Consider the following 23,682-nt stretch of genomic DNA (forward strand, 5'->3'; position numbering starts at 1 on the left):
CCGATGGGCGAGGGGTACGCATGACCGACACCGGCCAGGTCCCGGCCGAGGGGCAGCCGGAGAGCGCAGGCATGGTGGAGCAGCCGGGCGTTGCCGCGCACGGTGCGTACACCTACCTCGCCGAGGCACCCGCCGAGGACGAAGAGCTGCTGCTGCCGGGCGCCCAGGGGGCGTGGGGCAACGAGGTTGCGCCACCCGCTCCGGAACCGGTCGTCGAGGCCGTCCACGAGCCGGGCCCGCACGAGACGGCCGGCCGCGACAGCGGCTCCGTCGACCTCAGTGGCGTCCGCCTGCCGAATCCGTCCCCGGCGCCCGTGCCGCCGTCGCCGGCCTTCCCGGCCCAGCAGGAGCAGCCGGCCGCCGCGCAGGCGCCGCGCCGTCCGCTGCACCTCGGCCCGCCGATCCCCGACGCCTCCGCCAGCCCGGTCCGCTCCCTCGCCGACCGCGGCCCGGCCGGAGTACCGGTACGGCAGCCCGGTCCGCCCGCGACCGGCGCCGAGCATCTCGACGCCCAGCCGCCGCGCGACATGGCGCCGCCGAGCGCGGCCCCCTGGGGTGCGGCGCCCGCCCCCGTGGTGGCCCAGGTCGGCACGCAGGCGCCGGCCGCCGAAACGGTTGACCCGGCCCCCGTCTCCGCCGACGTCGCCGCCCAGGCCGATCCGTCCGGCGCCGCCCAGGCCGCCGTCGCCCGTCTCGCCAACCAGGCGGCCGCACCGGCACCGGGCACCGTGCAGGTGGTCCACGGTCATGACGGCGTGCAGCCGGTGCACGGCCACGACGGCGTGTACGCGGCTCCTGCGGGCCTGGTGCCCGAGGGCGCGATCGACCCCGCCGTGGCCGAGGGCCCCGAGGGTGCCCAGTCGCCGGTGCCCGGTCAGGGCGCCGAGGGTGTCCAGCAGCTCTCCGGCGAGGCCGGTCAGGGCATGCCCGGTGCGCAGCCGGTGGAGGCTACGGCCGCCGTGGACGGCGCCCTTGGAGCCGCAGAGGGCGCCGCTGGTGCTGGCGTGTTCGTCGCCGAGGCGGCGGCCGCCGAGCAGGCTGCCGTGGTGGCCGACGCCAATGCCGACATCCCGGCTGGGGCTGCCCCGATGGCCGACGCCGCCCACGCGCCGGAGACGGCGCCGGTGAGCCCCGCCGATCCGGCTGCCGCTCATGCGGCCCAGGTCCAGGCGGTGCCGGGCGGGCCTGTGCCCGGTCGGATGCCGGAGGACGCCCTGGCAGCCGACGGCGCCGTGCCGTCCGCGTCTGCTCAGCCTCTGAGCCCCGCTCAGACCGGCGAGGCCGCGGAGCAGGGCGAGGGCGCGCCGGTTGCCGATGCCGGGCAGGCGGACACGGTTGCCGCGGAGCCCGTCGCCGTACAGGGCGAGGCCGCCGTACCGGCACATCCGGCCCCGACCATGCCCGGTGCCGTGGAGTCGCAGCCGGGCGTGACGGAGGGTCAGCCTGACATGATGGAAAGTCAGCCCGGCGCGGTGGAGGCCCCCGGAGTGGTGGAGGCCCCCGACGCGGTGCAGGGTCAGCCCGGCATGGTGGACGGTCAGCCCTCCGCTGTCCAGGACGCGGCCTCCGCCGCCCACGACGCCCCCGCCCAGCAAGTACCCGCCGCCGAAGTCGTCACGGCGCCCGAGCCGGCGGCCGTGCCCGAGCCCGGCACTCCGGGTGAGGCTGCGGAGTCCGCCCGGACGGAAACCCCCGCACAGGACGCCGCACCGGCAGCGGACGCCGCCGACGGCACCGGCGCACCCGAGCCGCAGCCCTACCCCGCGCAGGGCCCCCAGGTGGCGGAACCCGTCGCGGTCACCGCCGAGGCCGCGCCCGGCACGGTGCAGCCCGCCGTCGTACCGCAGCAGCAGGCTCCGGCCCAGGCCGAGCCGGTCGCGCAGGACGCGGTCCACGCGGTCGCTCAGGCCTCCGCCGCCGAGACGGCCCCCGCGAACGGCCTGGACGCGCCCGCCGGCCCGCAGACGCAGCCTGCCGAGGCCGTCGAGGCGCCGATCGCCGACGGCGCCCCGGCGCCGGCCGCCGCCGAGGTCGTGCCCATGCCGGCCGACCCCGCCGACGGTGCCCCCGCGCACCCGGAGAGCGCTGGGCAGGCCGAGCCGCTGGCGTCCAGTGTTCCTCCGGCGGCGCACCCGGAGCCGCCGATCGGGCAGTTCGTGCAGGTCGAGGGCCACGTGCCCACGACCCCGCACCTGGCGCCGACCCCGCCGCAGCCCCTGGTCCTCGCCACCGAGGACGCGCCGGAGCCGGTGGCCATGGTGCCGGCACCCCGCGAGGCCGAGCCCGAGCCCGCGGCGGCCCCCGATGTCGTACAGCACGCGGAGGACCTGCAGACCAGGGCCGCCGACCAGGAGGAAGAGAGCACGGCCGACGTGGCGGAAGCACCGCAGTCCACCGGCCCCGCCGCGCCCGGCTACGACGACGCCGAACGCGAGGCCGTCCTGAAGGTCATGCGCGAGCGCCGCGACATCCGCAACGGCTTCCGGGGCGACCCCATCCCGCACGAGGTGCTGCTCCGCGTCCTGGAGGCGGCCCACACGGCGCCCTCCGTGGGCCACTCGCAGCCCTGGGACTTCGTCGTCATCCGCTCCGCCGACACCCGGCGCACGATGCACGAACTGGCGATGCGTCAGCGTGAGGCCTACGCCAAGTCGCTGCCGAAGGGCCGGGCCAAGCAGTTCAAGGAACTGAAGATCGAGGCCATCCTCGACACCCCGGTCAACATCGTCGTCACCGCCGACCCCACCCGCGGTGGCCGGCACACCCTCGGCCGGCACACCCAGCCGCAGATGGCGCCGTACTCCGCCGCCCTCGCCGTCGAGAACCTCTGGCTCGCCGCCCGCGCCGAGGGCCTCGGCGTCGGCTGGGTCAGCTTCTTCGACGAGCGCGAGATGGTCCGCGCGCTCGGCCTGCCCGAGCACCTGGAGGTCATCGCCTACCTGTGCGTCGGGTATGTCGACGAGTTCCCGGACGAGCCCGAGCTGATGCAGGCCGGCTGGTCCAAGCGACGCCCCCTGTCCTGGGTGGTGCACGAGGAGACGTACGGCCGCCGCGCCCTGCCCGGAGAGGAACCCCACGACCTGCTTGCCGAGACCGTCGCCCAGATCCGCCCGCTCGACGCCAAGGCCCTCGGGGAGGCCTGGGAGCGCCAGAAGCGCATGACCAAGCCGGCCGGCGCGCTGGGCATGCTGGAGATCATCTCCGCGCAGCTGTCCGGGCTGTCCCGGCAGTGCCCGCCGCCGATCCCGGAGCCCGCCGCCGTCGCCATCTTCGCCGGTGACCACGGCGTGCACGCCCAGGGCGTCACCCCCTGGCCGCAGGAGGTCACCGCCCAGATGGTGGCCAACTTCCTCGGCGGGGGGGCGGTCTGCAACGCCTTCGCGGGCCAGGTCGGCGCCGAGGTGTGCGTCGTGGACGTCGGTGTCGCCGCCGACCTCCCGGCCACCCCCGGCCTGCTGCCCCGCAAGATCCGCGGCGGCACGTCCGACATGACCACCGGCCCCGCGATGACCCGCGAGGAGGCCAAGGCGGCCATCGAGGTCGGCATCGAGACCGCCCGCGACCTGGTGGCGGCCGGCAACAAGGCGCTGCTCACCGGTGAGATGGGCATCGCCAACACCACGGCTTCGGCCGCCCTCATCTCGGTCTTCACGGGTGCCGACCCGGCCGAGGTCACCGGTCGCGGCACGGGCATCAACGATGAGACGCTGGCCCGCAAGACCGAGGTCGTCCGCCGCGCCCTGGAGCTCCACCAGCCGGACCCGGCCGACCCGATCGGCGTCCTCGCCGCGATTGGCGGCTTCGAGCACGCGGCCATGGTCGGCCTGCTCCTCGGCGGCGCCTCCCTGCGTACGCCGGTCATCCTGGACGGCGTCAGCGCCGGCGCCGCGGCTCTGGTCGCCCGCGCCATCGCCCCCGAGGTGCTGGCGGCCTGCATCGCGGGCCACCGCAGCGCCGAACCCGGCCACGTGGCAGCCCTCAACAAGCTCGGCCTGCGCCCGCTGGTCGATCTCGACCTGCGCCTGGGCGAGGGCACGGGTGCCCTGCTGGCGCTGCCGTTGGTGCAGAGCACGGCCCGGGCGATGCACGAGGTGGCCACGTTCGACTCGGCCGGGGTCACCGAGAAGTAGAGGTCACGGGGTCACGGCAGGGGTGGTCCGGCGTTCCAACAGCCGGACCACCCCGTGCCCGCACCCCTGTGCACAGCTAAAATCCGCACGTCAGGGCCGCTCCGGAGCCGCAGCGCGCCCACCGCACCGCCCTGCACGAGGAGCCGTCCCTCATGGCCGAACACCCCGCCTACCCCGTAGGCCTCCGCCTCTCCGGCCGCCGCGTGGTCGTCCTCGGCGCCGGCACGGTGGTCCAGCGCCGCCTCCCGGCACTCATCGCGGCGGGCGCGGACGTCGTGGTCGTGTCCCCCGAGGCGACCCCCTCCGTCGAGGCCATGGCGGAAGCGGGCGAGATCACCTGGGTCCGGCGCCCCTACCAGGACGGCGACCTCGCCGAGGCCTGGTACGCCCTCATCGCCACCAGCGACCCCGGGACCAACGCGGCCGCCTCCGCCGAGGCGGAGCGCCACCGGGTCTGGTGCGTGCGCTCGGACGACGCCGACCAGGCGACCGCGTGGACCCCGGCGACCGGTCACAGCGAGGGCGTCACCGTCGCCGTACTGACCACGGACGTACGCGGCCGCGACCCCCGGCACACCGCCGCCATCCGGGACGCGGTCGTCGAGGGCCTGCGGGACGGCACCCTCGTCGCACCCCATCACCGCACCCGCACCCCCGGCGTCGCCCTGGTCGGCGGGGGCCCCGGCGACCCCGACCTGATCACGGTCCGCGGCCGCCGGCTGCTCGCCGAGGCGGACGTCGTCATCGCCGACCGGCTCGGCCCGCGCGACCTGCTCGCCGAACTGCCGCCGCACGTCGAGGTGATCGACGCGGCGAAGATCCCGTACGGCCGGTTCATGGCCCAGGAGGCCATCAACAACGCGCTGATCGAGCACGCCAAGCAGGGCAAGTCGGTCGTCCGGCTCAAGGGCGGCGACCCGTTCGTGTTCGGCCGGGGCATGGAGGAGATCCAGGCGCTCGCCGAGGCCGGCATCCCCTGCACCGTGGTCCCCGGCATCTCGAGCTCGATCTCGGTGCCGGGGGCGGCCGGCATCCCGGTCACCCACCGGGGCGTCGCGCACGAGTTCACGGTCGTCAGCGGCCATGTCGCCCCGGACGACGAGCGCTCGCTGGTCGACTGGCCGTCGCTGGCGAAGCTCACCGGCACGCTCGTGATCCTGATGGGCGTCGACAAGATCGGGAAGATCGCCGAGACGCTCGTCGCGCACGGCAAGTCCCCGGGCACCCCGGTCGCGCTGGTGCAGGAGGGCACGACGGCCGCGCAGCGGCGCGTCGACGCCACCCTCGCCACGGTCGCCGAGACGGTACGGACCGAGGAAGTGAAGCCCCCGGCGGTCATCGTCATCGGCCCGGTCGTGACCGTCGGCCCGCAGCCCGGCGCCTGATCATTCACCGCTTGATCACGCGTAACCCGGGGTAACCTACTCGTTCCCACCCGTTGGCAGCACACCCAGGACAAGGCAGTATCACCCTGTGGCCGATCTCATCACCGTCGAGGATCCCGACGACTCGCGCCTCTCCGACTACACAGGCCTGACCGACGTCGAGCTGCGCCGCAAGCGCGAGCCCGCCGAGGGCCTGTTCATCGCCGAGGGCGAGAAAGTCATCCGCAGGGCCAAGGAAGCGGGCTACGAGATGCGCTCCATGCTGCTCTCGGCCAAGTGGATCGACGTCATGCGCGACGTCATCGACGAACTCCCCGCCCCGGTCTACGCCGTGAGCCCCGAGCTCGCCGAGCAGGTCACCGGCTACCACGTGCACCGCGGCGCGCTCGCCTCCATGCAGCGCAAGCCGCTGCCCACGGCCGGCGAACTGCTGCGCTCCGCACGCCGGGTCGTGGTCATGGAGTCGGTCAACGACCACACCAACATCGGCGCGATCTTCCGCTCGGCCGCCGCCCTCGGCATGGACGCGGTCCTGCTGTCGCCCGACTGCGCCGACCCGCTGTACCGCCGGAGCGTCAAGGTCTCCATGGGCGCGGTGTTCTCGGTGCCGTACGCCCGCCTGGAGACCTGGCCGAAGGGCCTGGACTCGGTCCGCGAGGCCGGCTTCACCCTGCTCGCGCTCACCCCGGACGACAAGGCCCGCAGTCTGGACGACGCCGCCCCGCACCGGATGGACCGGGTGGCCCTGATGCTCGGCGCCGAGGGCGACGGGCTGTCCACCCAGGCCCTGGTCGCCGCCGACGAATGGGTGCGCATCCCGATGTCCCACGGCGTCGACTCGCTCAATGTGGGCGCGGCCGCGGCGGTCGCCTTCTACGCGGTGACCACCGGCCGCCCGCAGGCCTGACCCCTCCGGCCGGCTTCCCGACCGCCGGTCACCCCCGGACGTCCTGGCCCGGCACCGACCCGTACCGGTCGGCCATCGGCCGGCCGGCGTCCGCCGCCGGGCGGCTCGACTGCGCGTGGGGCCGGCGCAGGCCGCCGTCGCCGCCGAGGCCGCGGGCCGGACCCTGGCAGCCCTGGGCCACCGCGATGCCCAGCGCCACCAGCAGCGTCACCACGACGAACACGAACAGCCGCTGGCGCAGCAGCCGGGGATTGGCCGGCCGCAGTCCGGTGCCGGTCGTACGCTGCACCGGCCGCCCGGAGCCGTTGCGCTGGGCCGGACGGGTCCCGTTGCCCGAGCGCCGGTCACCGCGCGGCGGCGGGGTCGGGCGCGCCGAACCCGGCCGTGCCGGGGCACCCGCACCGTTGCCGCGCGGGCCGCTGCCGGTCCGAGCGGACGCCCCGCCCCGCGCCGACGCGCCGCCCCGGGCGGGCGCACCGCCGCGCGGCACCGGAGTGCCGGGGGCGGTGCGCCGCTGGGTGCGTTGCTGCTCGGGATAGGTCTCGACGAGCCGCCCGGTGGGCCGGTCCGCCTCCGCGGCGCGGGGCGCCGGCGGCCGTACGTCGCCCAGGCCCTGCGCCTCGCGGGCCGCGATCTCCTTGAGCCGCAGCGACAGCTGCAGCGTGCTGGGCCGGTCCTCGGGGTCCTTCGCCAGGCAGGCCCGCACCAGCGGGGCGAGCGCGTCCGGAACGCCGTACAGCTGCGGCTCCTCGTGCACCACCCGGTACAGCATCACCTCGGAACTGCCGTGCCCGAAGGGCGAGTCGCCGGTGGAGGCGTAGGCGAGGGTCGCGCCCAGGGAGAAGACGTCCGTCGCCGGGGTGACGGCCGCACCGCGCACCTGCTCGGGCGCGAGGAAGCCGGGGGAGCCGACCGCCGTGCCGACGTGGGTGAGCGTGGAGGCGCCGGTGGCCCAGGCGATGCCGAAGTCGATGATCCGCGGCCCCTTGGGGGACAGCAGGATGTTGGAGGGCTTCAGGTCCCGGTGGACCACCCCGGCCTCGTGCACCGCGACCAGGCCCTCGGAGAGCGCCGCGCCGACCGCCGCGGTGTCGGCCGCGCTCAGCGGGCCCTCGTCGGCGACCTTGTCGTGCAGGGAGGGGCCGGGCACGTACTGCGTGGCGAACCAGGGCCGCTCGGCCTCCAGGTCCGCGGCGACCAGCCGGGCCGTGCAGCCGCCCCTGATCCGCCGGGCCGCCGAGACCTCACGGGCGAACCGCGACCGGAACTCCTGGTCCTCCGCGAGATCGGGCCGGATCACCTTCAGCGCGACCCGCTGCCCCTTCTTGTCGGAGCCGAGGTAGACCACGCCCATCCCGCCCGCGCCGAGCCGTCGGTGAAGCCTGAACGAGCCGACGACGCGCGGGTCCTCGCGCCTCAGGCGCATCATCGCCATGTTCATCCCCGCTGCCCGGTCCCTGTGACGTGGCACAGCTTACGTTTCCACGGCCGCCTGCGCGCAGAGGCCGCGCCCTCCGGGCCGGACGGATTGCGCCGACCGCCCGTACGGCATGAAACACGGTCAGGAAGCGGACCGGCACGGGGGCCTTGAGCCGTCGTCACCACCAACCCGTCGTCATAATCCCGGTGTTGAGGTCACAAGAGGGCAGGTGATACCGGTCCGGGCAGCCGTCCGGCACCCGCCGGGGAACGGCCGCGGACCGGTGCGCGGAACGGGCCGTGCACCGGGCACGACGCATCTCCCCCACCCGTCCGGAGTGATCGAAGTCACTCCTCGTGACCGTCGGACGCTTCGGAAATGACCGGACACAGCGGGCGCCCCTTCCGGGAAGACCCCGAGACCCCGACCGGCGTCTCCACCCAGGGGAGTACGTCCTGAGTCGCCGCTCATCCTCGGGGAGGCCCGGCAATCGGTACGAAGGCATGACGCCCGGCAGCCGCCCCGCGCCTAGATTTGAGGTCAAGCGGCGGGTGCAGCACTCGTCCCCCGAGGTCAGACACCCGCCGCTGCCGATGACAACCGACACGGTCAGGAGAGGGACCATGGCCCACACGGCACCGCGGCGCCCGGCATTCGCACCGCGCCGCACGGGCCGCCGCCACCCCCTGGTGGCGACGCTCATGGCCCTTCCCCTGGCGGCCCTGCTCCTGCTCGTCTTCGACGGCTGGGACACGGTGGCCACACAGGCGTCGTCCGTGGGTGCGATGCTGGGGCGCTGAGCGGCGACCCCAGGCCCGGAAGAGCGGTCCGGGCGGGGACATCCATCCAGGAAACCCCGTGGGGACGGGGGTGCGGCGGACGGCACAAATGCCGGCGCAGCTGGGGAGCTGCGCCGGCATGGGCCGTTTCGGGCCGCCGAAGCGGGGTCTCACCGTGGGGGTGCGGTGCATTGTCGGGTGCGGATGCCTGGCAGCGGCAGCCGTACGACCCGCGGCATCCTGCCGGCGCGGGAAACCGACCCCGCCCCCCGGCGGCACCAGTACCCTCACCAGCGCAGCCCACCGTCCCGAGGCACCGTTGACCGCAGACACCCCCGCCCTCATACCCGCGCTCACCGCGGAGGTCACAGCCGTCGCCCACCCGCACCGCACCGGCGGAGCCCCCTGCGCCTGCGGCAGCACCCCCCTCGCCGACCGCCCAGACGCCACCGTCGTACGGCACGCCGACGCCGTGGCCAAGGCCCACGTGCCCCGGACCGACCCCGCCGAGCTGACCCGGCGCCTCGGCCTGGCCGCCCGCCTCCCGGACGTGTTCCTGGCCCCGCTCTCCCCGGCCCCCACCCCCGTGCTGGACCGCCTGGTGACCTTCTGGCCGTACGGCGCTCCCGTGGACCCCGGCGCCCCGGACGCGGCGCCCTGGGAGGCCACCGGCGCCCTCCTCGCCCGTCTGCACCGCACGCCCCCACCCGACGGCCTGCCCCCGATGCGCGGCCCGGTCAAGGCCGCCCGCGCGGTCGCCCGGCTGCACTCGGCCCTGCGCTCCGCAGCCGGGCCCCATCCGGCGGCCGGCCCGGTACTCGCCGCCTGGGGTGCGCTCCCCGCCTGGGCCCGCGCCGAGGCCCCCATGCCCGGCACCCCCGCCCTCTGCCACGGCGACCTGCACCTCGGCCAGCTCGTCCGCCATCCGGCACCGGACGGCCCGTGGCTCCTGATCGACGTCGACGACCTGGGCAACGGCGTCCCGGCCTGGGACCTCGCCCGTCCGGCCGCCTGGTACGCCTGCGGACTCCTCCCGCCCGACGAGTGGACCCGCTTCCTCGGTGCGTACCAGCGGGCCGGCGGCCCGGCCGTGCCCGCCGCCGGGGACCCCTGGCCCGCCCTGGACGTCCCCGCCCGCGCGCTGACCGTGCAGACGGCCGCCCTCGCCGTCGCCAAGGCCCTCGCGGGCGGCCGGCCGCTGGACGAGGCGGAACAGGCGGTCGTCGACGCATGTGCCCGAATGGCCCCGATTCCACACCAGTTGGCGCCCGAAGCCCCGTACTAGGCTGCAACCGACCGGGGCCGGACGGAGTCTGTCCTGGGAGAACACGAAGCGGGACCGACCGGCGAGGAGTTGAGCCGACCATGCATTGTCCGAAGTGCCACGCGCCGATGCACACCTACAACCGCAGCGGCGTCCAGATCGAGCAGTGCAGCGGTTGCCGCGGCATCTTCCTCGACTACGGCGAGCTGGAGGCCCTGACCCAGCTGGAGGCCCAGTGGTCCCAGCCCGCCCCGCAGGCCTACCCGGCGCCGCCCGCGCCCGCCTGGGGCGCCCCGCACGGAGGGCACCACGGCGGTCACCACGGCGGCCACGGACACTACGACCATCACGGCCACCACAAGAGCTGGGCGCACATGCTCTTCTCCAGCTGAGGACACGGAGAAGCCCCCGGTCGCGCGACCGGGGGCTTCCTGGTGTGTGGACGATACTGGGATTGAACCAGTGACCTCTTCCGTGTCAGGGAAGCGCTCTCCCGCTGAGCTAATCGTCCGCAGGCCGTGACCCGGGGGTCACAGGCAGTGCGCGATACTGGGATTGAACCAGTGACCTCTTCCGTGTCAGGGAAGCGCTCTCCCGCTGAGCTAATCGCGCGGGTGGGGATCTTCGAAAAGATCCATGGATCCTGCGAGAAGATCCAGTGGACGATACTGGGATTGAACCAGTGACCTCTTCCGTGTCAGGGAAGCGCTCTCCCGCTGAGCTAATCGTCCTTGGAGGTGGAGACGGGATTTGAACCCGTGTAGACGGCTTTGCAGGCCGTTGCCTCGCCTCTCGGCCACTCCACCAGGAGTGTAGGGGGTCGGGAGGACCCCTTCCTTCGAGCGGACGACGAGGCTCGAACTCGCGACCTCAACCTTGGCAAGGTTGCGCTCTACCAACTGAGCTACGTCCGCCTGTCGTTTCGGACCGCTTCCGCGTCCCGGCGACGTGTTGAACTCTAGCGGATTCCCGGGCCAGTACAAAAACGCGTTTGCGCAGCGTGCTGCGCTGCCCCCGGCGGACCCCGTGGTCACAGTCCGCTTCGGGACATCCCAGGGCCACCTGTCGGACACCCGACCTAGACTCGACCACGTGCTTCACCACCCTTCCAACCTCCCTCCCCTGGCCCGTTTCGGCGACCGCGTCGCCACCGGCCTGCTCGACGTGACCAGTGACCCGGCCGCCCTGGACTCCGCGGGCTTCTGGGCCGTGTGCGCGGACTTCGAGGGGCGGCTGACCTGCGCCCGCTTCGCCGACGTGCGCGAGGAGCCGGTGCCCGCGCCGGTGCCGGGTGGCTGGCGGGGCCCGGCGGTGGGGGAGTGGACCTCGTCCCTGGACCGGGCCGCGTACACGGCCGGTGTCCGCCGGATACGGGAGCACATCGCGGCCGGGGAGGTCTACCAGGCCAACCTGTGCCGGGTGCTCGGTGCGCCGGTGGCCGCGGAGGCCGATGTCGACGCGCTGACCGCCCTGCTGGCCCGGGGCAATCCGGCGCCGTACGCCGGGACGATCCGGCTGCCGCAGCACGGCGTGGAGATCGCCACCGCCTCGCCGGAGCTGTTCCTGCGCCGGTGCGGGCGTGTGGTGGAGTCGGGGCCGATCAAGGGCACCGGGCGCACCGAGGCGGACCTGCTGGAGAAGGACTACGCGGAGAACGTGATGATCGTGGACCTGGTCCGCAACGACATCGGGCGCGTCTGCGCGACCGGCAGCGTGAGCGTTCCCGATCTGTGCGCGGTGGAGAAGCACCCGGGCCTGGTCCACCTGGTCTCCACGGTGCGCGGCGAGCTGCGGGACGGGGCGGGGTGGCCGGAGCTGCTGGCCGCCGCGTTCCCGCCCGGCTCGGTGACGGGTGCGCCCAAGTCGAGCGCCCTGCGGATCATCGGGGCCCTGGAGACCGCGCCGCGCGGCCCGTACTGCGGCGGCATCGGCTGGGTCGACGCCGACCGGGGCACCGGCGAGCTGGCCGTGGGCATCCGCACCTTCTGGATCGACCGGGCGACCGGGACGCTGCGCTTCGGCACCGGCGCCGGCATCACCTGGGGCTCGAACCCCGAGGGGGAGTGGCGGGAGACCGAGCTGAAGGCCTCCCGGCTGCTCGCGGTAGCGTCGGGGGCGTACGACGCAAGCGGAGGGGTGTTGGCATGAGGATCTGGCTGGACGGCGGGCTGCGGGACCTGGAGTCCGCCCGTGTCTCCGTCTTCGACCACGGGCTGACCGTCGGCGACGGCATCTTCGAGACGGTGAAGGCGGTCCACGGCAGGCCGTTCGCCCTCACCCGGCACCTGGACCGGCTGACCCGCTCGGCCCGGGGCCTCGGCCTGCCCGACCCCGACCACGACGAGGTGCGCGAGGCCTGCGCGGCGGTCCTGGAGGCGAACCCGATGCCGCTCGGCCGGCTGCGGATCACCTACACCGGCGGCCACGGCCCGCTCGGCTCCGACCGCGGCGAGCACGGCCCGACCCTCGTGGTCGCCGTCGGCGAGACCACCCGCCGCCCGGACTCCACCGCCGTGATCACCGTCCCGTGGACCCGCAACGAGCGCGGCGCCCTCACCGGCCTGAAGACCACCTCGTACGCCGAGAACGTCGTCGCCCTCGCCCGCGCCCATGAACACGGCGCGTCCGAGGCCCTGTTCGGCAACACGGTCGGGCAGCTCTGCGAGGGCACCGGGTCGAACGTCTTCGTCGTCCTCGACGGCGAGATCCACACCCCGCCGGTCGCCTCCGGCTGCCTCCCCGGCATCACCCGCGCGCTGACCGTCGAGTGGACCGGCGCCAGGGAGACCGACCTGCCGCTGGACGTCCTGCAGCGCGCCGACGAGGTCTTCCTCACCTCGACCCTGCGCGACATCCAGGCCGTCCACCGGGTGGACGACCGCGAGCTGTCCGGCACCCCGGGCCCGGTGACCGCCAAGGCCATGCAGATCTTCGACGAGCGTGCAGGGCAGGACCTGGACCCCTGAGCCGGGGACGGGCCGACGGAGGCGCGGAAAAACGGGCTGACTCGGTGGTCGGCTGAGGGTAGAACACCAGGGATGACCACGACCCTGCGGCCGGTCGAGCCGCTGCAGCAGCACCCCGACGGTACTCGGTCCCGCCGTTACCAGGTGTGCGTGAACAGCCGTCCCGTCGGCGAGGTCCACCTCGGCACCTCGCCGTCGCTGGGCGACTCGGTGGCCCGTGTGATCGACCTGCGGATCGCCGAGCCCGACCGGCGGCGCGGCCGGGGCACGGTGGCCGCGCTCGCCGCCGAGGAGGTGGCGCGCGGCTGGGGCTGCACGCAGATCGAGACCCTCGTCCCCGCCTCGGCCGCCATAGCCCTGCGCCTGTTCGGCGCCCTCGGCTACACGCTGCGCAACCGCGGCATGGAGAAGCGCCTCGGGGCCACCCCGCCCGCACTGCCGCCGGGCAGCAGCGCGCGGCCCATGACCGCGGCGGAGTACGAGGCGTGGCACGCGTACGAGAGCGAGCACTACGCACGCATGTGGATCGAGCGTGGCATCCCCGAGGCCACGGCCCGCGCCAAGGCCCGCCGCGACCACGAGACACTGCTGCCGCACGGTCTCGCGACCGACGGCATGGTCTTCAGCGTCCTGGAGCACGAAGGGGCCCGGGTGGGCACGCTGTGGGTGGCCCTGCGGGACGACAAGGCGTTCGTGTTCGACGTCGAGACCGACGCGGCCCACCGCGGCCGGGGGCACGGCCGTACGCTCATGCTGCTGGCCGAGCGCCAGGCGATCGAGGCCGGCCGGCCGGTCCTCGGCCTCAATGTGTTCGCGGGCAACGCCCCGGCCGAGCGGCTGTACGAGTCACTCGGCTACGAGACGACGACCCACGCCCTCTCCAAGCCCCTGCTGTAGGAGTCCCGAAGGGTCAGGCTCCCTGCTCGCCCAGCAGCCGGTCGGCGATCTCCTCGATGCGCGTCCGCAGCCCCTCCTGGCTCTTGCCGCCGTCGAGGCGTTCGCCGCCGATGACGTACGTCGGCGTGCCGGTCACCCCGATCGCCTTGCCCTCGGCCTGGTCGGCGTCCACGATCAGGATGTGCCGCCCGTCGATCAGCGCGGTGTCGAACTCCTCGGCGTCCAGGCCGAGTTCACGGGCCACCTCGACCAGGAACGGCTCGCCCTTGCGGTCCAGCTCCTCGACCCGCCCCAGCACGGCCTCCACGTACGGCCAGCCCTTGCCCTGCTGCAGCGCCTCCTCGGCGGCCTGCGCGGCGGCGAAGGCGTGCTTGTGCTTCTCCAGCGGGAAGTGCCGCAGCCGCAGCTCCAGCCGGTCGCCGTAGCGGGCCCGCAGGGCGCGGACGTCGTCCAGGGCGGTGCGGCAGTCGGGGCACTGCAGTTCGCACCAGACGTCGAGGACCAGGGCATCGGTGCGTGCGGGGGAGGAGTCGCTCATGCCGACCAGTCTTCCAGGCCGGACGCGGGCGACCCAATCGGGACGGCACGGACCGTACGGCACCGCACCGGCACTCCAGTAGGAGACGACCCGGAGATGTCCCCGATGTCCGCCCGGGGGCGTGGCATCGCGAGGACGGGTCGGGGCAGGATGGAGGGGACGGAGGCGGTGCGCCGTGCCGGTGTGCCGCGTCCGCCGGACGCGCCTTCCACCCGACCGAGCCCGCCAGGAGGACCGGATGATTGCCGAGACCGTCTGCTCCGCCGTGTCCGCGGCGGGCCTGGGCATCGCGGTGGTCACGGCCTACCGCAGGCGTTTCCTCGCGGCGACCCGCATCGCGGCCTACTCACTGGTGCCGGTCGGCCTGGTGATGACCGGGGTCGTCGGCTGGCTCGCCGACACCGCCTTCAGCCCCACCGCCTGGGCGGGCTTCGGGGTGCTGGGCGCGGCCTGGCTCCTGTTCGCGGGCACCCGGGCGGTCGAACGCCGGCGCGGTGGCACCCGCGCCGAGCGCAAGGCGGCCCGGGACGACCGGTCCGCGGCCGTGGCCCCGGGGGCCTCCGCGCCGTCCCTGGGCCCGGGCATCCGCCCCGCGACGGGCTCCGCCGCCCCGCAGGCCAAGGGCTCGACCGAGGACTTCAGCGACATCGAGGCCATCCTCAAGAAGCACGGCATATGACGTCGTGCCTGATGTAACCCTCTCGGACTGAAACGACACAGAGCGTCGCGCGGACGTCCGGAAGCGTTCACAACCCGAAGCAAGTCGGACGGTACGGCGCGTTATACGGCAACTCCCGCATCACGCGAGTGTGTTGATCGCGCAAGGGGCCTCTCCTGCGCCATGATCTGCGGCGAGATGCTGGACACGAGACAGAGCGAGGCCGCGCCGCCGAAGGACGAGCCGCGCGGGTGCCTCTTCGCCCTATCCCAGCCACCGCTGATGATCTTCCTTGCGGTGATCGGGTGTCTGCTCCTCATGGCTGCGCTGCACGACCTGCTGTTGCTGTGAGCCGTACACGTCCGTCCCGGCGCCACCCGCCGGGACCGACGTCGCCCAGACTCCGGCCGACGGCGGTGGGCCGGCAACACGGGCGCGACCAGCCGCAACGCACCCCCGCTCGGCACCCGCAGCAACGCCTGCGGCGCTCTCCCGGGCGATCACCCCGTCGCTTCCTTGCGGCGCGCCCGGTACGCGGCCACGTGCAGCCGGTTGCCGCAGGTGCGGCTGTCGCAGTAGCGGCGCGAGCGGTTGCGGGAGAGGTCGACGAAGGCACGCCGGCAGTCCGGTGCCTCGCAGCGCCGCAGCCGCTCCTGCTCCCCGGCCACCACGAAGAACGCGAGGGCCATCCCGCAGTCGGCGGCGAGATGGTCGGCCACGGAGGCGCCGGGGGCGAAGTAGTGCACATGCCAGTCGTAGCCGTCGTGGTCCGTAAGGCGCGGGGTGGTGCCCGCCGCGGCGACCAGTTCGTTGATCAGCCCGGCGGCGGAGCGGGCGTCGGGCGCGGCGAAGACCGCCGCGAAACGCCCCCGGACCCTGCGCACCGCCGAGAGATCGAACTCCGACAGCACACCGACATCACTGATCTCGTGGTTTCGTACGAAATCCGCGAGCGCCGGGACATCGGGCAGTCCGTCGGCCGCCGCGTCGTCCTCCGGCGCGGTGTTCACCAGATCCACCACGGTGTCGAGGGCGCACCGGGTGTCGTGGGTGATCAGCACGTTTCGCTCCCTGGCCTGAGGGTCGGGCCGACGCCCGCCGATGGTGGCCGATGGTAGCGACAACCCCGCCCACCGCACCGGCCTCCGCCCGACCTCGCTGCCCGTAGAACGCCCCCGCGCCCGGGGTGGTTCCCGCCCGCGGCCCTGCGTGCACGTCATGCCCACGACGGAACCTTCGGGCACAGACCGGCGCCGTCGCGCGTGAATCGCTCACGGTGACGGCGCCGGGCTGTGCCGTATGCGGTTGTCTAGGCCCGAGCCGTCTCCCCGAGTGGACGGCGCCGGGCTGCTTTCGGCCGCGACCTAGCTCTCCGCCAGGATGTGCGAGAGCTCCTGATCCAGATCGAAGTGCCGGTGCTCCGTGCCGGGGGGCACGGCGGCGTCGGTTCGCTTCAGGAAGGACTCCAGGGCCCGCGCCGGGGCCTCGAGCAGGGCCTCCCCCTCCGGGGAGCTGAGGGCGATGCACACGACGCCCTGACCGTGGCTGCGCGACGGCCAGACACGGACGTCGCCGGTTCCGGTGGGCCGGTGGAGCCCCTCGGCGAGGAGGTCGCGGGCGAACACCCACTCGACGGTCTCCTCGGCTCCGGTGTGGAAGGTGGCGTGCACGGCGTAGGGGTCGGCCGTGTCGTACCGCAGGCCTGCGGGGACAGGCAGGGAGGACTCGCTCGACACAACGAGGCGCAGGTGCAGCTCGCAGCTGACCGTGGTGTTCATAAGCGCCAGGGCCTTTCGCTCAGTGTGCGCTCGGGGATTCGCACGTCGGCGAAATCGACATGCCACCTACGGTGCCGTTGTAAACCCCTCTGAGGGTTTTGCGTGTCTTTACGTAACTCTTCCGGCCGAGAACTCGTACGAGATCTACGACCATTCCGGTGACTGGATTCGCTCCGGTAGGGTTTGTCTGGATGAATACGGGGAGTGACGAGCCGGGCGAGGTCGTCATGGAGGCGGACAGGGCGAGGACGGACCGGCACGAACCAGGGCAGAGCACCGTGCGCGGGACCGGTGACGGGCTCGGGTCCCGGGCGCCGGCATTCGTCAGGGCACGTCGGCTGCTGCACCTGAGCTGGCAGGTCGGCGTCTTCGTGGTCGGCCTCGCGGTCGTCGTCGCCGGAATCATCATGCTGCCGCTGCCGGGACCCGGCTGGGTGGTGATCTTCGGCGGCATGGCGATCTGGGCGACCGAGTTCGTCTGGGCGCAGTTGGTGCTCCGCTGGACGAAGCGCAAGGTCACCGAGGCCGCCCAGCGGGCCCTCGACCCCAAGGTGCGCCGCCGCAACATCGCACTGACCGTGATCGGGCTGGTGATCGTGGTTGTGCTGGTCGGGATCTACGTGGGGAATTTCGGCCTCGTCATGCCGTGGAAGATCAGGGATCAGTGACCCGGCCCCGCCACCCGGTCGCCGGTCGCGCCGGCCTGTGGTCGGAGGCACCCCCTGACATGGGGTAATGTTCTTCCTGCGCCCGGGCGATTAGCTCAGTGGGAGAGCGCTTCGTTCACACCGAAGAGGTCACTGGTTCGAACCCAGTATCGCCCACCCGGACCGACGGCCCACCTGCGAGACAGCAGGTGGGCCGTCGGCGTGTGTGCGGTGGATGCGTCCCCGCACCCATCAGCGAGCCGGCAGCAGGTCTTCCGCCCAACAGGCCGCGGCGATGCGGCGTCTCGTGCGGACTCGGTGCGCAGAATCTCCAGCAGACGGCCGAGGCCGCCGAAGATCGTCGACGTGCGGGTGAAGACGTACGGGTGAAGTGGACTGCGGTCCGCCGTCCGCACCGTCGTCGGTGCGCTGATCAAGGACTGGTCCGACCGGTACCAGGTCGTCTTCGTCGTGGAGACCGCCCCCGCGCCGCACGCCCTTCCGTCCGTGGACGGGGACCAGGCCCAGGCCATCGACCTGGCCCTGACCCGCTGCGCGGTCCTCACCGACGGCTCGCGCATCGCCGTCCCCAAGCACCTGCGGCTGCGGCCCCCCGCTGTCGCGGGTGCGTGCCGCAACGTGCCTCACCAGCGGTCCCGCAAGCTGACGAGCGAGAACCAGGCATTCTTCGCGGAGACCCTGAACGTGCAGGGCCTGGCGCGAACCGGCGTGGCTGCCGGACTGGCTCGGCTCGCCGCCCCGCCCGGCTGACTCCCGCTCACCGTATCCGTCCCGTTCGGTCCGTCGGCCGCACCCCGCTCACCTGCGCGAACGGCCGACGGGTCGGCTCCGGGCCCGCCCCGCCCGCAAGAAAATCCTGTCCGACTCATTGACGCACCCCGAGCCCCTCCGTTGCCTGTGCCAGCAAGCGCTTACTTGAAACGATTCATGACGACGGCGACGACGCTGCGGGAGGGCCCCACCATGGGAACCAGCTGGAATCTGGAGAGGCGTACGATCCTGAAGGCCGCCGGGGCCTCCGCGGCCGCGCTCGGGCTCGCCGCGACGACCGGGTGCGGCGGCGGAAGTGGTTCCGGGGACGGGACGGTGACGATCCGTTACTCCTGGTGGGGTGCCGAGGAGCGGGCCAAGAAGATCAACCAGACCATCGCCCTCTTCGAGAAGAAGTACCCGAAGATCAAGGTGAAGACCGACTTCCAGACGTACGCGTCCTTCTGGGAGAAGTTCCAGACCCAGGCCGCCGGCGGAAATCCACCGGACGTTTTCCAATATGCCGTCACCTTTCTCCGGAAGTACGACAAGCGGGGAATTCTTCTCGACCTCAAGTCCCAGGTGCAGACAGGCAATCTGACCCTCGATCACTTCCGCGACGGCGTGACGAAGGTCGGCGAGGTCGACGGAAAGCAGCTCGGAATTCCCGTCGGTTCCAACACCATGGCGCTCGTCGTCGACAAGAAGGTGTTCCAGAAGGCCGGCGTCGAGCCGCACACGGGATGGACCTGGGACGACTACTTCAAGGCCCTGAAGACCATCCACGACAGGACCCAGGTCCCCGGGGACACCGGCTACTTCACCATCATGTACCTGTACGACCTCTATCTGAGGCAGAACGGCAAGGCGTTCTACACCAAGGACGGACTCGGCTTCGACAAGGCCGATCTGGCGGAGTGGTGGACCGACGGCTACAACCGTGTCAAGGCGGGCATCGTCACGGATCCGAAGGTCGTGCGGCAGGACAACCCCAAGTCCTCGCTCTCCGCCGGCCACGGCGCCTCGGAGTTCACCTGGGACAACTTCACCGTCCGCTACGAGAGCGAGGGCAACAGCACCTACGGCCTCGCCCCCATCCCCACCACGGACGGCAAGCACACCGGGCAGTACCTCGCCTCCCTGATGCTCAGCGCCTTCTGGTCCCAGAAGAAGTGGGTGCACTACGAGGAGGACACCCGATGAGCACCGTCAAACCTGCCCTGACGCGCCGCCGCACCGGATCGCTCGCCTGGCACCTGGGCGCCCTGCTGATCCTGGCCGTCATCCTCTACCCGGTGATCTGGGTGATCGGCGCCTCGTTCAAGCCCGGCAAGGACATCATCAACAGCCTCACGCTGTTCCCGGACCACCCGATCCTGTCCAACTTCAAGGGCCTCGCCGACGGCATCGCGGACATCAGGATCTGGACCTTCTTCCAGAACTCGCTCCTCTACGCCGTCGGTGCCGTCGTCGGCGTCCTGATCTCCTGCTCGCTGACCGCGTACGCGTTCGCCCGCATCCGGTTCGCCGGGCGCAACCTGCTGTTCTCCCTGATGATCGGCACACTCCTGCTGCCGTACCACGTGCTGCTGATCCCGCAGTACGTGATGTTCCAGAAGCTGGGCTGGATCAACACCTACGCCCCGCTGCTGATCGGCAAGTACCTCGCCACGGAGGCGTTCTTCGTCTTCCTGATGGTGCAGTTCATGCGCAACCTGCCCCGCGAACTGGACGAGGCCGCCCGGCTCGACGGCTGCGGACACCTGCGCATCTACTGGTCGATCGTGCTGCCGCTGTGCCGGCCCGCGCTGATCACCAGCGCGATCTTCACCTTCATCAACGCCTGGAACGACTTCATGGGCCCGCTGATCTACCTCAACGAGCCCGGCAAGTACACGGTCTCCCTGGGCCTGATGATGTTCCGCGACTCCGACGGCGTGGCCGCCAACTACGGCGGCATGATCGCCATGTCCCTGGTCGCGCTGCTGCCCGTGCTGCTGTTCTTCCTCGCCTTCCAGCGCTATCTGATCGACGGGATGGCGACCTCGGGACTGAAGGGCTGAGGCGAGCGGCATGGCCGAAGCACGTGTGAAGGCACGCAAGGAGTCCGTGTTCGCCGACCGGTTCGGGATCTTCGCCGAGTGTCTGCTCACCGGAGTCTTGATCGCGGTGGCCTCCCTCGGGGTCGTCACCTACCCGGCCGCCTTCGCCGCCGGTGCCCGGCATCTGCGCCGCCGCACCGGCCACCGGGCAGGCGGCCTGCGGGAGTTCGCCGCCGACTTCCGGGCCGCCGTGCGCGGCGGCTGGGCGGTGGGGCTCGCCGGCTGGGTCCTCGCGGGGCTGGCCCGGGTGGACGTACAGGCCGTACGCGCCGGGCTGCCCGGCGGGCCGCTCATGGCGGCCGTGGGACTGTTCGCGCTGATCGGGCTCGCGGTGGCCGGGCTGCGCGCGGCGGCCGTCTGGGCACCGGGGGAGCGCTGGCGGGCCCTGCTCGCCGCGGCCGGGCGCCGTACCGTACGCGACCCCGCCGGATCCTTCCTGCTGGTCGGCGGGGCGGTCCTCGTCGTCTGTTCCGCCCTGCTCGTCGCGCCGCTGGCGGTCCCCGTGCTCGGGGCCGTCGCGGCGGCCGCCGTCGCCGTGGAGGAGCGGTACCGGCGCCGCTGAGCCGGCGGTGCCCGCACTCAAGGCCGGCGCCTGAGCGCCGCGGCCCTTCTCTGTCATGCCCCTGACCATCCGCCCACTGGAAGGAAAGCCATGTCTCCCATCCCGCGCAGATCCCTCCTCAAGGCGGCCGCCGCGGTCGGCGCCGCCACCCAGGTCAGCTGGGCGCTCGGCGCGCAGAACGCGCAGGCCGCGCCCGCCGCCGCGGCCGACGGCGCCGACCCCGTCACCCTCGACTGGCTGGAGGACGGCGGCCTCGGCGCCGCGCCCGGCTCCACGGTCGGCGTCCCCTGGCCCATGGGCGCCCACCAGGAGGACCAGACCTTCGCGCTCACCGACGAAGGCGGCAAGGCCGTCCCCGTGCAGACCTGGCCGCTCGCCTACTGGCCCGACGGATCCCTCAAGTGGACGGCGCATGCGGTGAGTTCGGGCAGCGGCAAGCTGACGTTGAGCCCCGGGACGCCCGCCGCACCGGACAAGAAGGTCACCGTCGACTCCGGCGGCGGCACCATCGACGTCTCCACCGGGGTCATCACCGCGAAGATCGGCAAGGACGGCGCCACACTGATCAAGTCGTCACCCGTGGCTCGACCGAGATCGCGAAGAACGGCAGGCTCGTCCTCCTCCGGCAGCCCGGGATCGAGGACGAGGACCAGGGCACGGTCAAGACAGAGCGGTTCGACGGTGCCATCGACGAGGTGACCGTCGAACAGGAGGGCCCGGTCCGCGCGGTCGTGCGGATCGACGGCGAGCACCGCAAGGGTGACCGGGGCTGGCTGCCGTTCTCCGTCCGCCTGTACTTCTACGCGGGCGCCGAATCCTTCCGCATGGTGCACACCATCACCTACGACGGCACCCAGGAACCCGGCAAAGCGTCCGGCGACTTCATCCGCGGGCTCGGCGTCCGCTTCACCGTGCCGATGCGCGACGCGGCGTACGACCGTCACATCCGCATCGGCGGCGAGGGCACCGGTCTGCTGCGCGAGGCCGTCCAGGGCATCACCGGACTGCGCCGCGACCCGGGCGCCGCCGTGCAGACGGCCCAGTACGAGGGCAGGAAGCTGCCCGACCCCGCCACCTGGGACCAGAGGGTCACCACCCGCCTGCAGTACATCCCGCACTGGGGCGACTACACCCTCTCCCAGCTCTCCGCCGACGGCTTCACCGTCCGCAAGCGCACCAGGCAGGGCTACGGCTGGATCGCCGCCGGCGGCGGCAGGCGCGCCTCCGGGTTCGGGTACGTCGGCGGCGCGAGCGGCGGGCTCTCCTTCGGGCTGCGCGACTTCTGGGAGAAGTTCCCCGCCCAGCTCGACATCCGCGACGCCCACACCGACGAGGCCACTGTCACCCTCTGGCTCTGGTCGCCCGAGGCCCAGCCGATGGACCTGCGCTTCTACCACGACGGCATGGGCCAGGACACCTACGCGAAACAGCTCGAAGGCCTCAACATCACCTACGAGGACTACGAGCCCGAGTTCGGCACCCCCTACGGCATCGCCCGCACCTCCGAACTCCTCTTCTGGGCCAACGACTCCACACCCGACGCCGACACCCTCGCCGGCCAGGTCCAGGCCGTACGGGTGCTGCCCCAGCTCGCGGCCCCACCGGGGCAACTGATCAAGGCCAAGGTCTTCGGCCCCGGCCTGTTCGCCGAGCCGGACCGCTCCACCCCGGCCAAGGCCAAGATCGAGGACCACCTCGACTTCCTCTTCACCTACTACAAGGACCAGGTGGAGCAACGCCGTTGGTACGGCTTCTGGGACTACGGCGACTTCATGCACACCTACGACACCGTGCGCCACCAGTGGCGCTACGACGTCGGCGGCTACGCCCGGGACAACTCCGAGCTCTCGCCCGACCTGTGGCTCTGGTACGCGTACCTCAGAAGCGGCCGCTCCGACCTCTTCCGCTTCGCCGAGGCCCTCACCCGACACCGGCGAGGTCGACGTCTACCACCTCGGCAAGTGGGCCGGCCTCGGCACCCGGCACGGTGTGCAGCACTTCGGCGACAGCGCCAAACAGCAGCGCATCGCCAACACCACCTACCGGCGCTTCTACTACTTCCTCACCGCCGACGAACGCGTCGGCGACCTCATGCACGCCAACGTCGACTCCGACGAGACCTTCCTCGTCCTCGACCCCCAGCGCAAGGTCCGCACCACCCCCTACACCCCCGACCGGCACGCCCTGTCGATCGGCTTCGGCACGGACTGGAGCGGCCTGGTGTCCGCCTGGCTGACCGAGTGGGAACGCAAGGGCCCAAAGTGGGAGAAGGCCAGGGCCCGCGTGCTGTCCACGATGGAGGGCATCGCCGCCCAGCCCAACGGCTTCGTCCAGGGCAGCGGGCTCTACGACCTCGACACCGGCAAGTTCGCCGTCGCGGACCAGCCGGTGGTCTCCGTGTCCCACCTCTCGGCGGTCTTCGGTCTCAACGAACTGTGCGCAGAGCTGATCCACCTCGTCGACATGCCCAAGTTCAAGGAGGTCTACCTGGACTACTGCCGCTACTTCAACGCCACCAAGGCCGAGCAGATGGCCCGCTACGGCTCCGACTTCGGCACCCTGCTGCTCTTCCAGGGCCACTCGCGCCTGGACGCCTACGCCGCCGTACAGACCGGTGACGCCACGCTCGCCAAGCGGGCCTGGACCAAGTTCTACGGCTCGGACGGTTACACCGAGTCCTCGCCGTGGAGCACCGAGAAGCTGACCGGCCCGGTCACCCTGGTCGAGGGCGGCGAGGCGAGCTGGGTGTCCAGCAACGACACCGCGCTCTACGGCCTCGCGGCCATCGAGAACCTGGCGCTGCTCGGCGACCGGATGCCCTAGGCCGAGCTGGGGGAGCGCCGTCGCACGGGCGGCGGCGCTCGCCCACCGAGTCTGG

General features: G+C 72.6%; 19 protein-coding genes, 6 tRNA genes and 2 pseudogenes. 18 read left to right on the plus strand and 9 right to left on the minus strand.

Annotation, left to right across the window (positions count from 1 at the left end; translation table 11 throughout):
- The first annotated feature begins 20 nt into the window (after positions 1-20).
- From cobT to ACWC2T_RS06455, 3 genes are all read left to right on the plus strand, one after another.
- A complete protein-coding gene (cobT, locus tag ACWC2T_RS06445; RefSeq protein ID WP_450669316.1) occupies positions 21-4,130 on the plus strand; it encodes a nicotinate-nucleotide--dimethylbenzimidazole phosphoribosyltransferase in 4,110 nt (1,369 codons plus the stop codon).
- 152 nt (positions 4,131-4,282) lie between these two features.
- Positions 4,283-5,515, plus strand: a complete 1,233-nt coding sequence (gene cobA, locus ACWC2T_RS06450; RefSeq protein ID WP_450669317.1) for a uroporphyrinogen-III C-methyltransferase — start codon at positions 4,283-4,285, stop codon at positions 5,513-5,515.
- Between the two features lie 88 nt (positions 5,516-5,603).
- Positions 5,604-6,422 carry a TrmH family RNA methyltransferase gene (locus ACWC2T_RS06455; RefSeq protein WP_450669318.1) on the plus strand — a complete coding sequence of 273 codons (819 nt, stop codon included), beginning with the start codon at positions 5,604-5,606 and terminating at the stop codon, positions 6,420-6,422.
- Positions 6,423-6,450: 28 nt separating this feature from the next.
- Here ACWC2T_RS06455 and ACWC2T_RS06460 read toward each other — a convergent pair whose 3' ends face one another.
- Positions 6,451-7,863: a protein kinase domain-containing protein gene (locus ACWC2T_RS06460; RefSeq protein WP_450669319.1), complete on the minus strand. Its 1,413-nt coding sequence runs from the start codon at positions 7,861-7,863 to the stop codon at positions 6,451-6,453.
- 602 nt (positions 7,864-8,465) lie between these two features.
- On the opposite strand from ACWC2T_RS06460, the gene ACWC2T_RS06465 reads away from it, so the two are divergent.
- From ACWC2T_RS06465 to ACWC2T_RS06475, 3 genes are all read left to right on the plus strand, one after another.
- Complete coding sequence (locus tag ACWC2T_RS06465; RefSeq protein WP_450669320.1) at positions 8,466-8,642, plus strand: hypothetical protein; 177 nt, start codon at positions 8,466-8,468, stop codon at positions 8,640-8,642.
- Positions 8,643-8,940: 298 nt separating this feature from the next.
- Positions 8,941-9,906 (plus strand): phosphotransferase family protein, encoded by a 966-nt coding sequence (locus ACWC2T_RS06470; RefSeq protein ID WP_450669321.1) that lies wholly within the window; start codon positions 8,941-8,943, stop codon positions 9,904-9,906.
- An 80-nt stretch (positions 9,907-9,986) separates the two neighbouring features.
- Positions 9,987-10,277 (plus strand): TFIIB-type zinc ribbon-containing protein, encoded by a 291-nt coding sequence (locus ACWC2T_RS06475; RefSeq protein ID WP_351211691.1) that lies wholly within the window; start codon positions 9,987-9,989, stop codon positions 10,275-10,277.
- A 47-nt stretch (positions 10,278-10,324) separates the two neighbouring features.
- Here ACWC2T_RS06475 and ACWC2T_RS06480 read toward each other — a convergent pair.
- The 5 genes from ACWC2T_RS06480 to ACWC2T_RS06500 all read right to left on the minus strand — a co-directional run bounded on the left by ACWC2T_RS06480 (position 10,325) and on the right by ACWC2T_RS06500 (position 10,799).
- Positions 10,325-10,396 (minus strand) — tRNA-Val (locus ACWC2T_RS06480).
- Positions 10,397-10,425: 29 nt separating this feature from the next.
- Positions 10,426-10,497, minus strand: a tRNA-Val gene (locus ACWC2T_RS06485).
- Between the two features lie 47 nt (positions 10,498-10,544).
- Positions 10,545-10,616: transfer RNA gene (locus ACWC2T_RS06490), tRNA-Val, on the minus strand.
- A gap of 1 nt (position 10,617) precedes the next feature.
- Positions 10,618-10,691: transfer RNA gene (locus ACWC2T_RS06495), tRNA-Cys, on the minus strand.
- Positions 10,692-10,726: 35 nt separating this feature from the next.
- A tRNA-Gly gene (locus ACWC2T_RS06500) sits at positions 10,727-10,799 on the minus strand.
- A gap of 178 nt (positions 10,800-10,977) precedes the next feature.
- Between ACWC2T_RS06500 and ACWC2T_RS06505 the strand changes: the two genes are divergently transcribed.
- The 3 genes from ACWC2T_RS06505 to ACWC2T_RS06515 all read left to right on the plus strand — a co-directional run bounded on the left by ACWC2T_RS06505 (position 10,978) and on the right by ACWC2T_RS06515 (position 13,748).
- Positions 10,978-12,033 (plus strand): chorismate-binding protein, encoded by a 1,056-nt coding sequence (locus tag ACWC2T_RS06505; protein WP_450669322.1) that lies wholly within the window; start codon positions 10,978-10,980, stop codon positions 12,031-12,033.
- Complete coding sequence (locus tag ACWC2T_RS06510) at positions 12,030-12,851, plus strand: aminotransferase class IV (protein WP_450669323.1); 822 nt, start codon at positions 12,030-12,032, stop codon at positions 12,849-12,851. Before ACWC2T_RS06505 ends, ACWC2T_RS06510 begins: the two co-directional genes overlap by 4 nt.
- A 72-nt stretch (positions 12,852-12,923) precedes the next feature.
- Positions 12,924-13,748 (plus strand): GNAT family N-acetyltransferase, encoded by an 825-nt coding sequence (locus tag ACWC2T_RS06515; protein WP_450669324.1) that lies wholly within the window; start codon positions 12,924-12,926, stop codon positions 13,746-13,748.
- A gap of 13 nt (positions 13,749-13,761) precedes the next feature.
- Here ACWC2T_RS06515 and ACWC2T_RS06520 read toward each other — a convergent pair whose 3' ends face one another.
- On the minus strand, positions 13,762-14,286 hold the full coding sequence (locus ACWC2T_RS06520) for a DsbA family protein (protein WP_450669325.1): 525 nt from the start codon (positions 14,284-14,286) through the stop codon (positions 13,762-13,764).
- A 238-nt stretch (positions 14,287-14,524) separates the two neighbouring features.
- Between ACWC2T_RS06520 and ACWC2T_RS06525 the strand changes: the two genes are divergently transcribed.
- The gene (locus ACWC2T_RS06525) at positions 14,525-14,965 is read left to right on the plus strand and encodes a hypothetical protein (protein ID WP_450669326.1); all 441 of its coding nucleotides are present in this window, start codon (positions 14,525-14,527) and stop codon (positions 14,963-14,965) included.
- A gap of 177 nt (positions 14,966-15,142) precedes the next feature.
- Entirely contained in the window at positions 15,143-15,295 is a 153-nt protein-coding gene (locus tag ACWC2T_RS06530) for a hypothetical protein (protein WP_165289388.1), read from the plus strand.
- A gap of 149 nt (positions 15,296-15,444) precedes the next feature.
- Here ACWC2T_RS06530 and ACWC2T_RS06535 read toward each other — a convergent pair whose 3' ends face one another.
- Together ACWC2T_RS06535 and ACWC2T_RS06540 are read right to left on the minus strand one after the other, a co-directional pair.
- A complete protein-coding gene (locus ACWC2T_RS06535) occupies positions 15,445-16,005 on the minus strand; it encodes a CGNR zinc finger domain-containing protein (RefSeq protein WP_450669327.1) in 561 nt (186 codons plus the stop codon).
- 303 nt (positions 16,006-16,308) lie between these two features.
- Positions 16,309-16,722 (minus strand): SsgA family sporulation/cell division regulator, encoded by a 414-nt coding sequence (locus tag ACWC2T_RS06540; protein ID WP_004002642.1) that lies wholly within the window; start codon positions 16,720-16,722, stop codon positions 16,309-16,311.
- Between the two features lie 191 nt (positions 16,723-16,913).
- Here ACWC2T_RS06540 and ACWC2T_RS06545 point away from each other — a divergent pair, with 191 nt between their 5' ends.
- The 7 genes and pseudogenes from ACWC2T_RS06545 (at position 16,914) to ACWC2T_RS06575 (ending at position 23,627) form a co-directional block, all read left to right on the plus strand.
- Positions 16,914-17,390 (plus strand): TIGR02611 family protein, encoded by a 477-nt coding sequence (locus tag ACWC2T_RS06545; protein ID WP_450669328.1) that lies wholly within the window; start codon positions 16,914-16,916, stop codon positions 17,388-17,390.
- Positions 17,391-17,474: 84 nt separating this feature from the next.
- Positions 17,475-17,546: transfer RNA gene (locus ACWC2T_RS06550), tRNA-Val, on the plus strand.
- Between the two features lie 294 nt (positions 17,547-17,840).
- Positions 17,841-18,140: a hypothetical protein gene (locus tag ACWC2T_RS06555; protein ID WP_450669329.1), complete on the plus strand. Its 300-nt coding sequence runs from the start codon at positions 17,841-17,843 to the stop codon at positions 18,138-18,140.
- Positions 18,141-18,353: 213 nt separating this feature from the next.
- Positions 18,354-19,298, plus strand: a pseudogene (locus ACWC2T_RS06560) (ABC transporter substrate-binding protein); the annotation flags it as partial.
- A gap of 41 nt (positions 19,299-19,339) precedes the next feature.
- The gene (locus ACWC2T_RS06565) at positions 19,340-20,203 is read left to right on the plus strand and encodes a carbohydrate ABC transporter permease (RefSeq protein ID WP_450669330.1); all 864 of its coding nucleotides are present in this window, start codon (positions 19,340-19,342) and stop codon (positions 20,201-20,203) included.
- 10 nt (positions 20,204-20,213) lie between these two features.
- Entirely contained in the window at positions 20,214-20,804 is a 591-nt protein-coding gene (locus ACWC2T_RS06570; RefSeq protein WP_450669331.1) for a hypothetical protein, read from the plus strand.
- Between the two features lie 90 nt (positions 20,805-20,894).
- Positions 20,895-23,627 (plus strand): annotated as a pseudogene (locus ACWC2T_RS06575) (exo-rhamnogalacturonan lyase family protein).
- Positions 23,628-23,682 lie beyond the last annotated feature (55 nt).

The organism is Streptomyces sp. NPDC001393, from assembly GCF_053597455.1.

Coding starts and splice junctions, on each gene's coding strand:
- cobT (WP_450669316.1), top strand. CDS start 21: ATGACCGACACCGGCCAGGTCCCGGCCGAGGGGCAGCCGGAGAGCGCA.
- cobA (WP_450669317.1), top strand. CDS start 4,283: ATGGCCGAACACCCCGCCTACCCCGTAGGCCTCCGCCTCTCCGGCCGC.
- ACWC2T_RS06460 (WP_450669319.1), bottom strand. CDS start 7,863: ATGAACATGGCGATGATGCGCCTGAGGCGCGAGGACCCGCGCGTCGTC.
- ACWC2T_RS06465 (WP_450669320.1), top strand. CDS start 8,466: ATGGCCCACACGGCACCGCGGCGCCCGGCATTCGCACCGCGCCGCACG.
- ACWC2T_RS06475 (WP_351211691.1), top strand. CDS start 9,987: ATGCATTGTCCGAAGTGCCACGCGCCGATGCACACCTACAACCGCAGC.
- ACWC2T_RS06510 (WP_450669323.1), top strand. CDS start 12,030: ATGAGGATCTGGCTGGACGGCGGGCTGCGGGACCTGGAGTCCGCCCGT.
- ACWC2T_RS06515 (WP_450669324.1), top strand. CDS start 12,924: ATGACCACGACCCTGCGGCCGGTCGAGCCGCTGCAGCAGCACCCCGAC.
- ACWC2T_RS06520 (WP_450669325.1), bottom strand. CDS start 14,286: ATGAGCGACTCCTCCCCCGCACGCACCGATGCCCTGGTCCTCGACGTC.
- ACWC2T_RS06525 (WP_450669326.1), top strand. CDS start 14,525: ATGATTGCCGAGACCGTCTGCTCCGCCGTGTCCGCGGCGGGCCTGGGC.
- ACWC2T_RS06530 (WP_165289388.1), top strand. CDS start 15,143: ATGCTGGACACGAGACAGAGCGAGGCCGCGCCGCCGAAGGACGAGCCG.
- ACWC2T_RS06540 (WP_004002642.1), bottom strand. CDS start 16,722: ATGAACACCACGGTCAGCTGCGAGCTGCACCTGCGCCTCGTTGTGTCG.
- ACWC2T_RS06545 (WP_450669328.1), top strand. CDS start 16,914: ATGAATACGGGGAGTGACGAGCCGGGCGAGGTCGTCATGGAGGCGGAC.
- ACWC2T_RS06565 (WP_450669330.1), top strand. CDS start 19,340: ATGAGCACCGTCAAACCTGCCCTGACGCGCCGCCGCACCGGATCGCTC.
- ACWC2T_RS06570 (WP_450669331.1), top strand. CDS start 20,214: ATGGCCGAAGCACGTGTGAAGGCACGCAAGGAGTCCGTGTTCGCCGAC.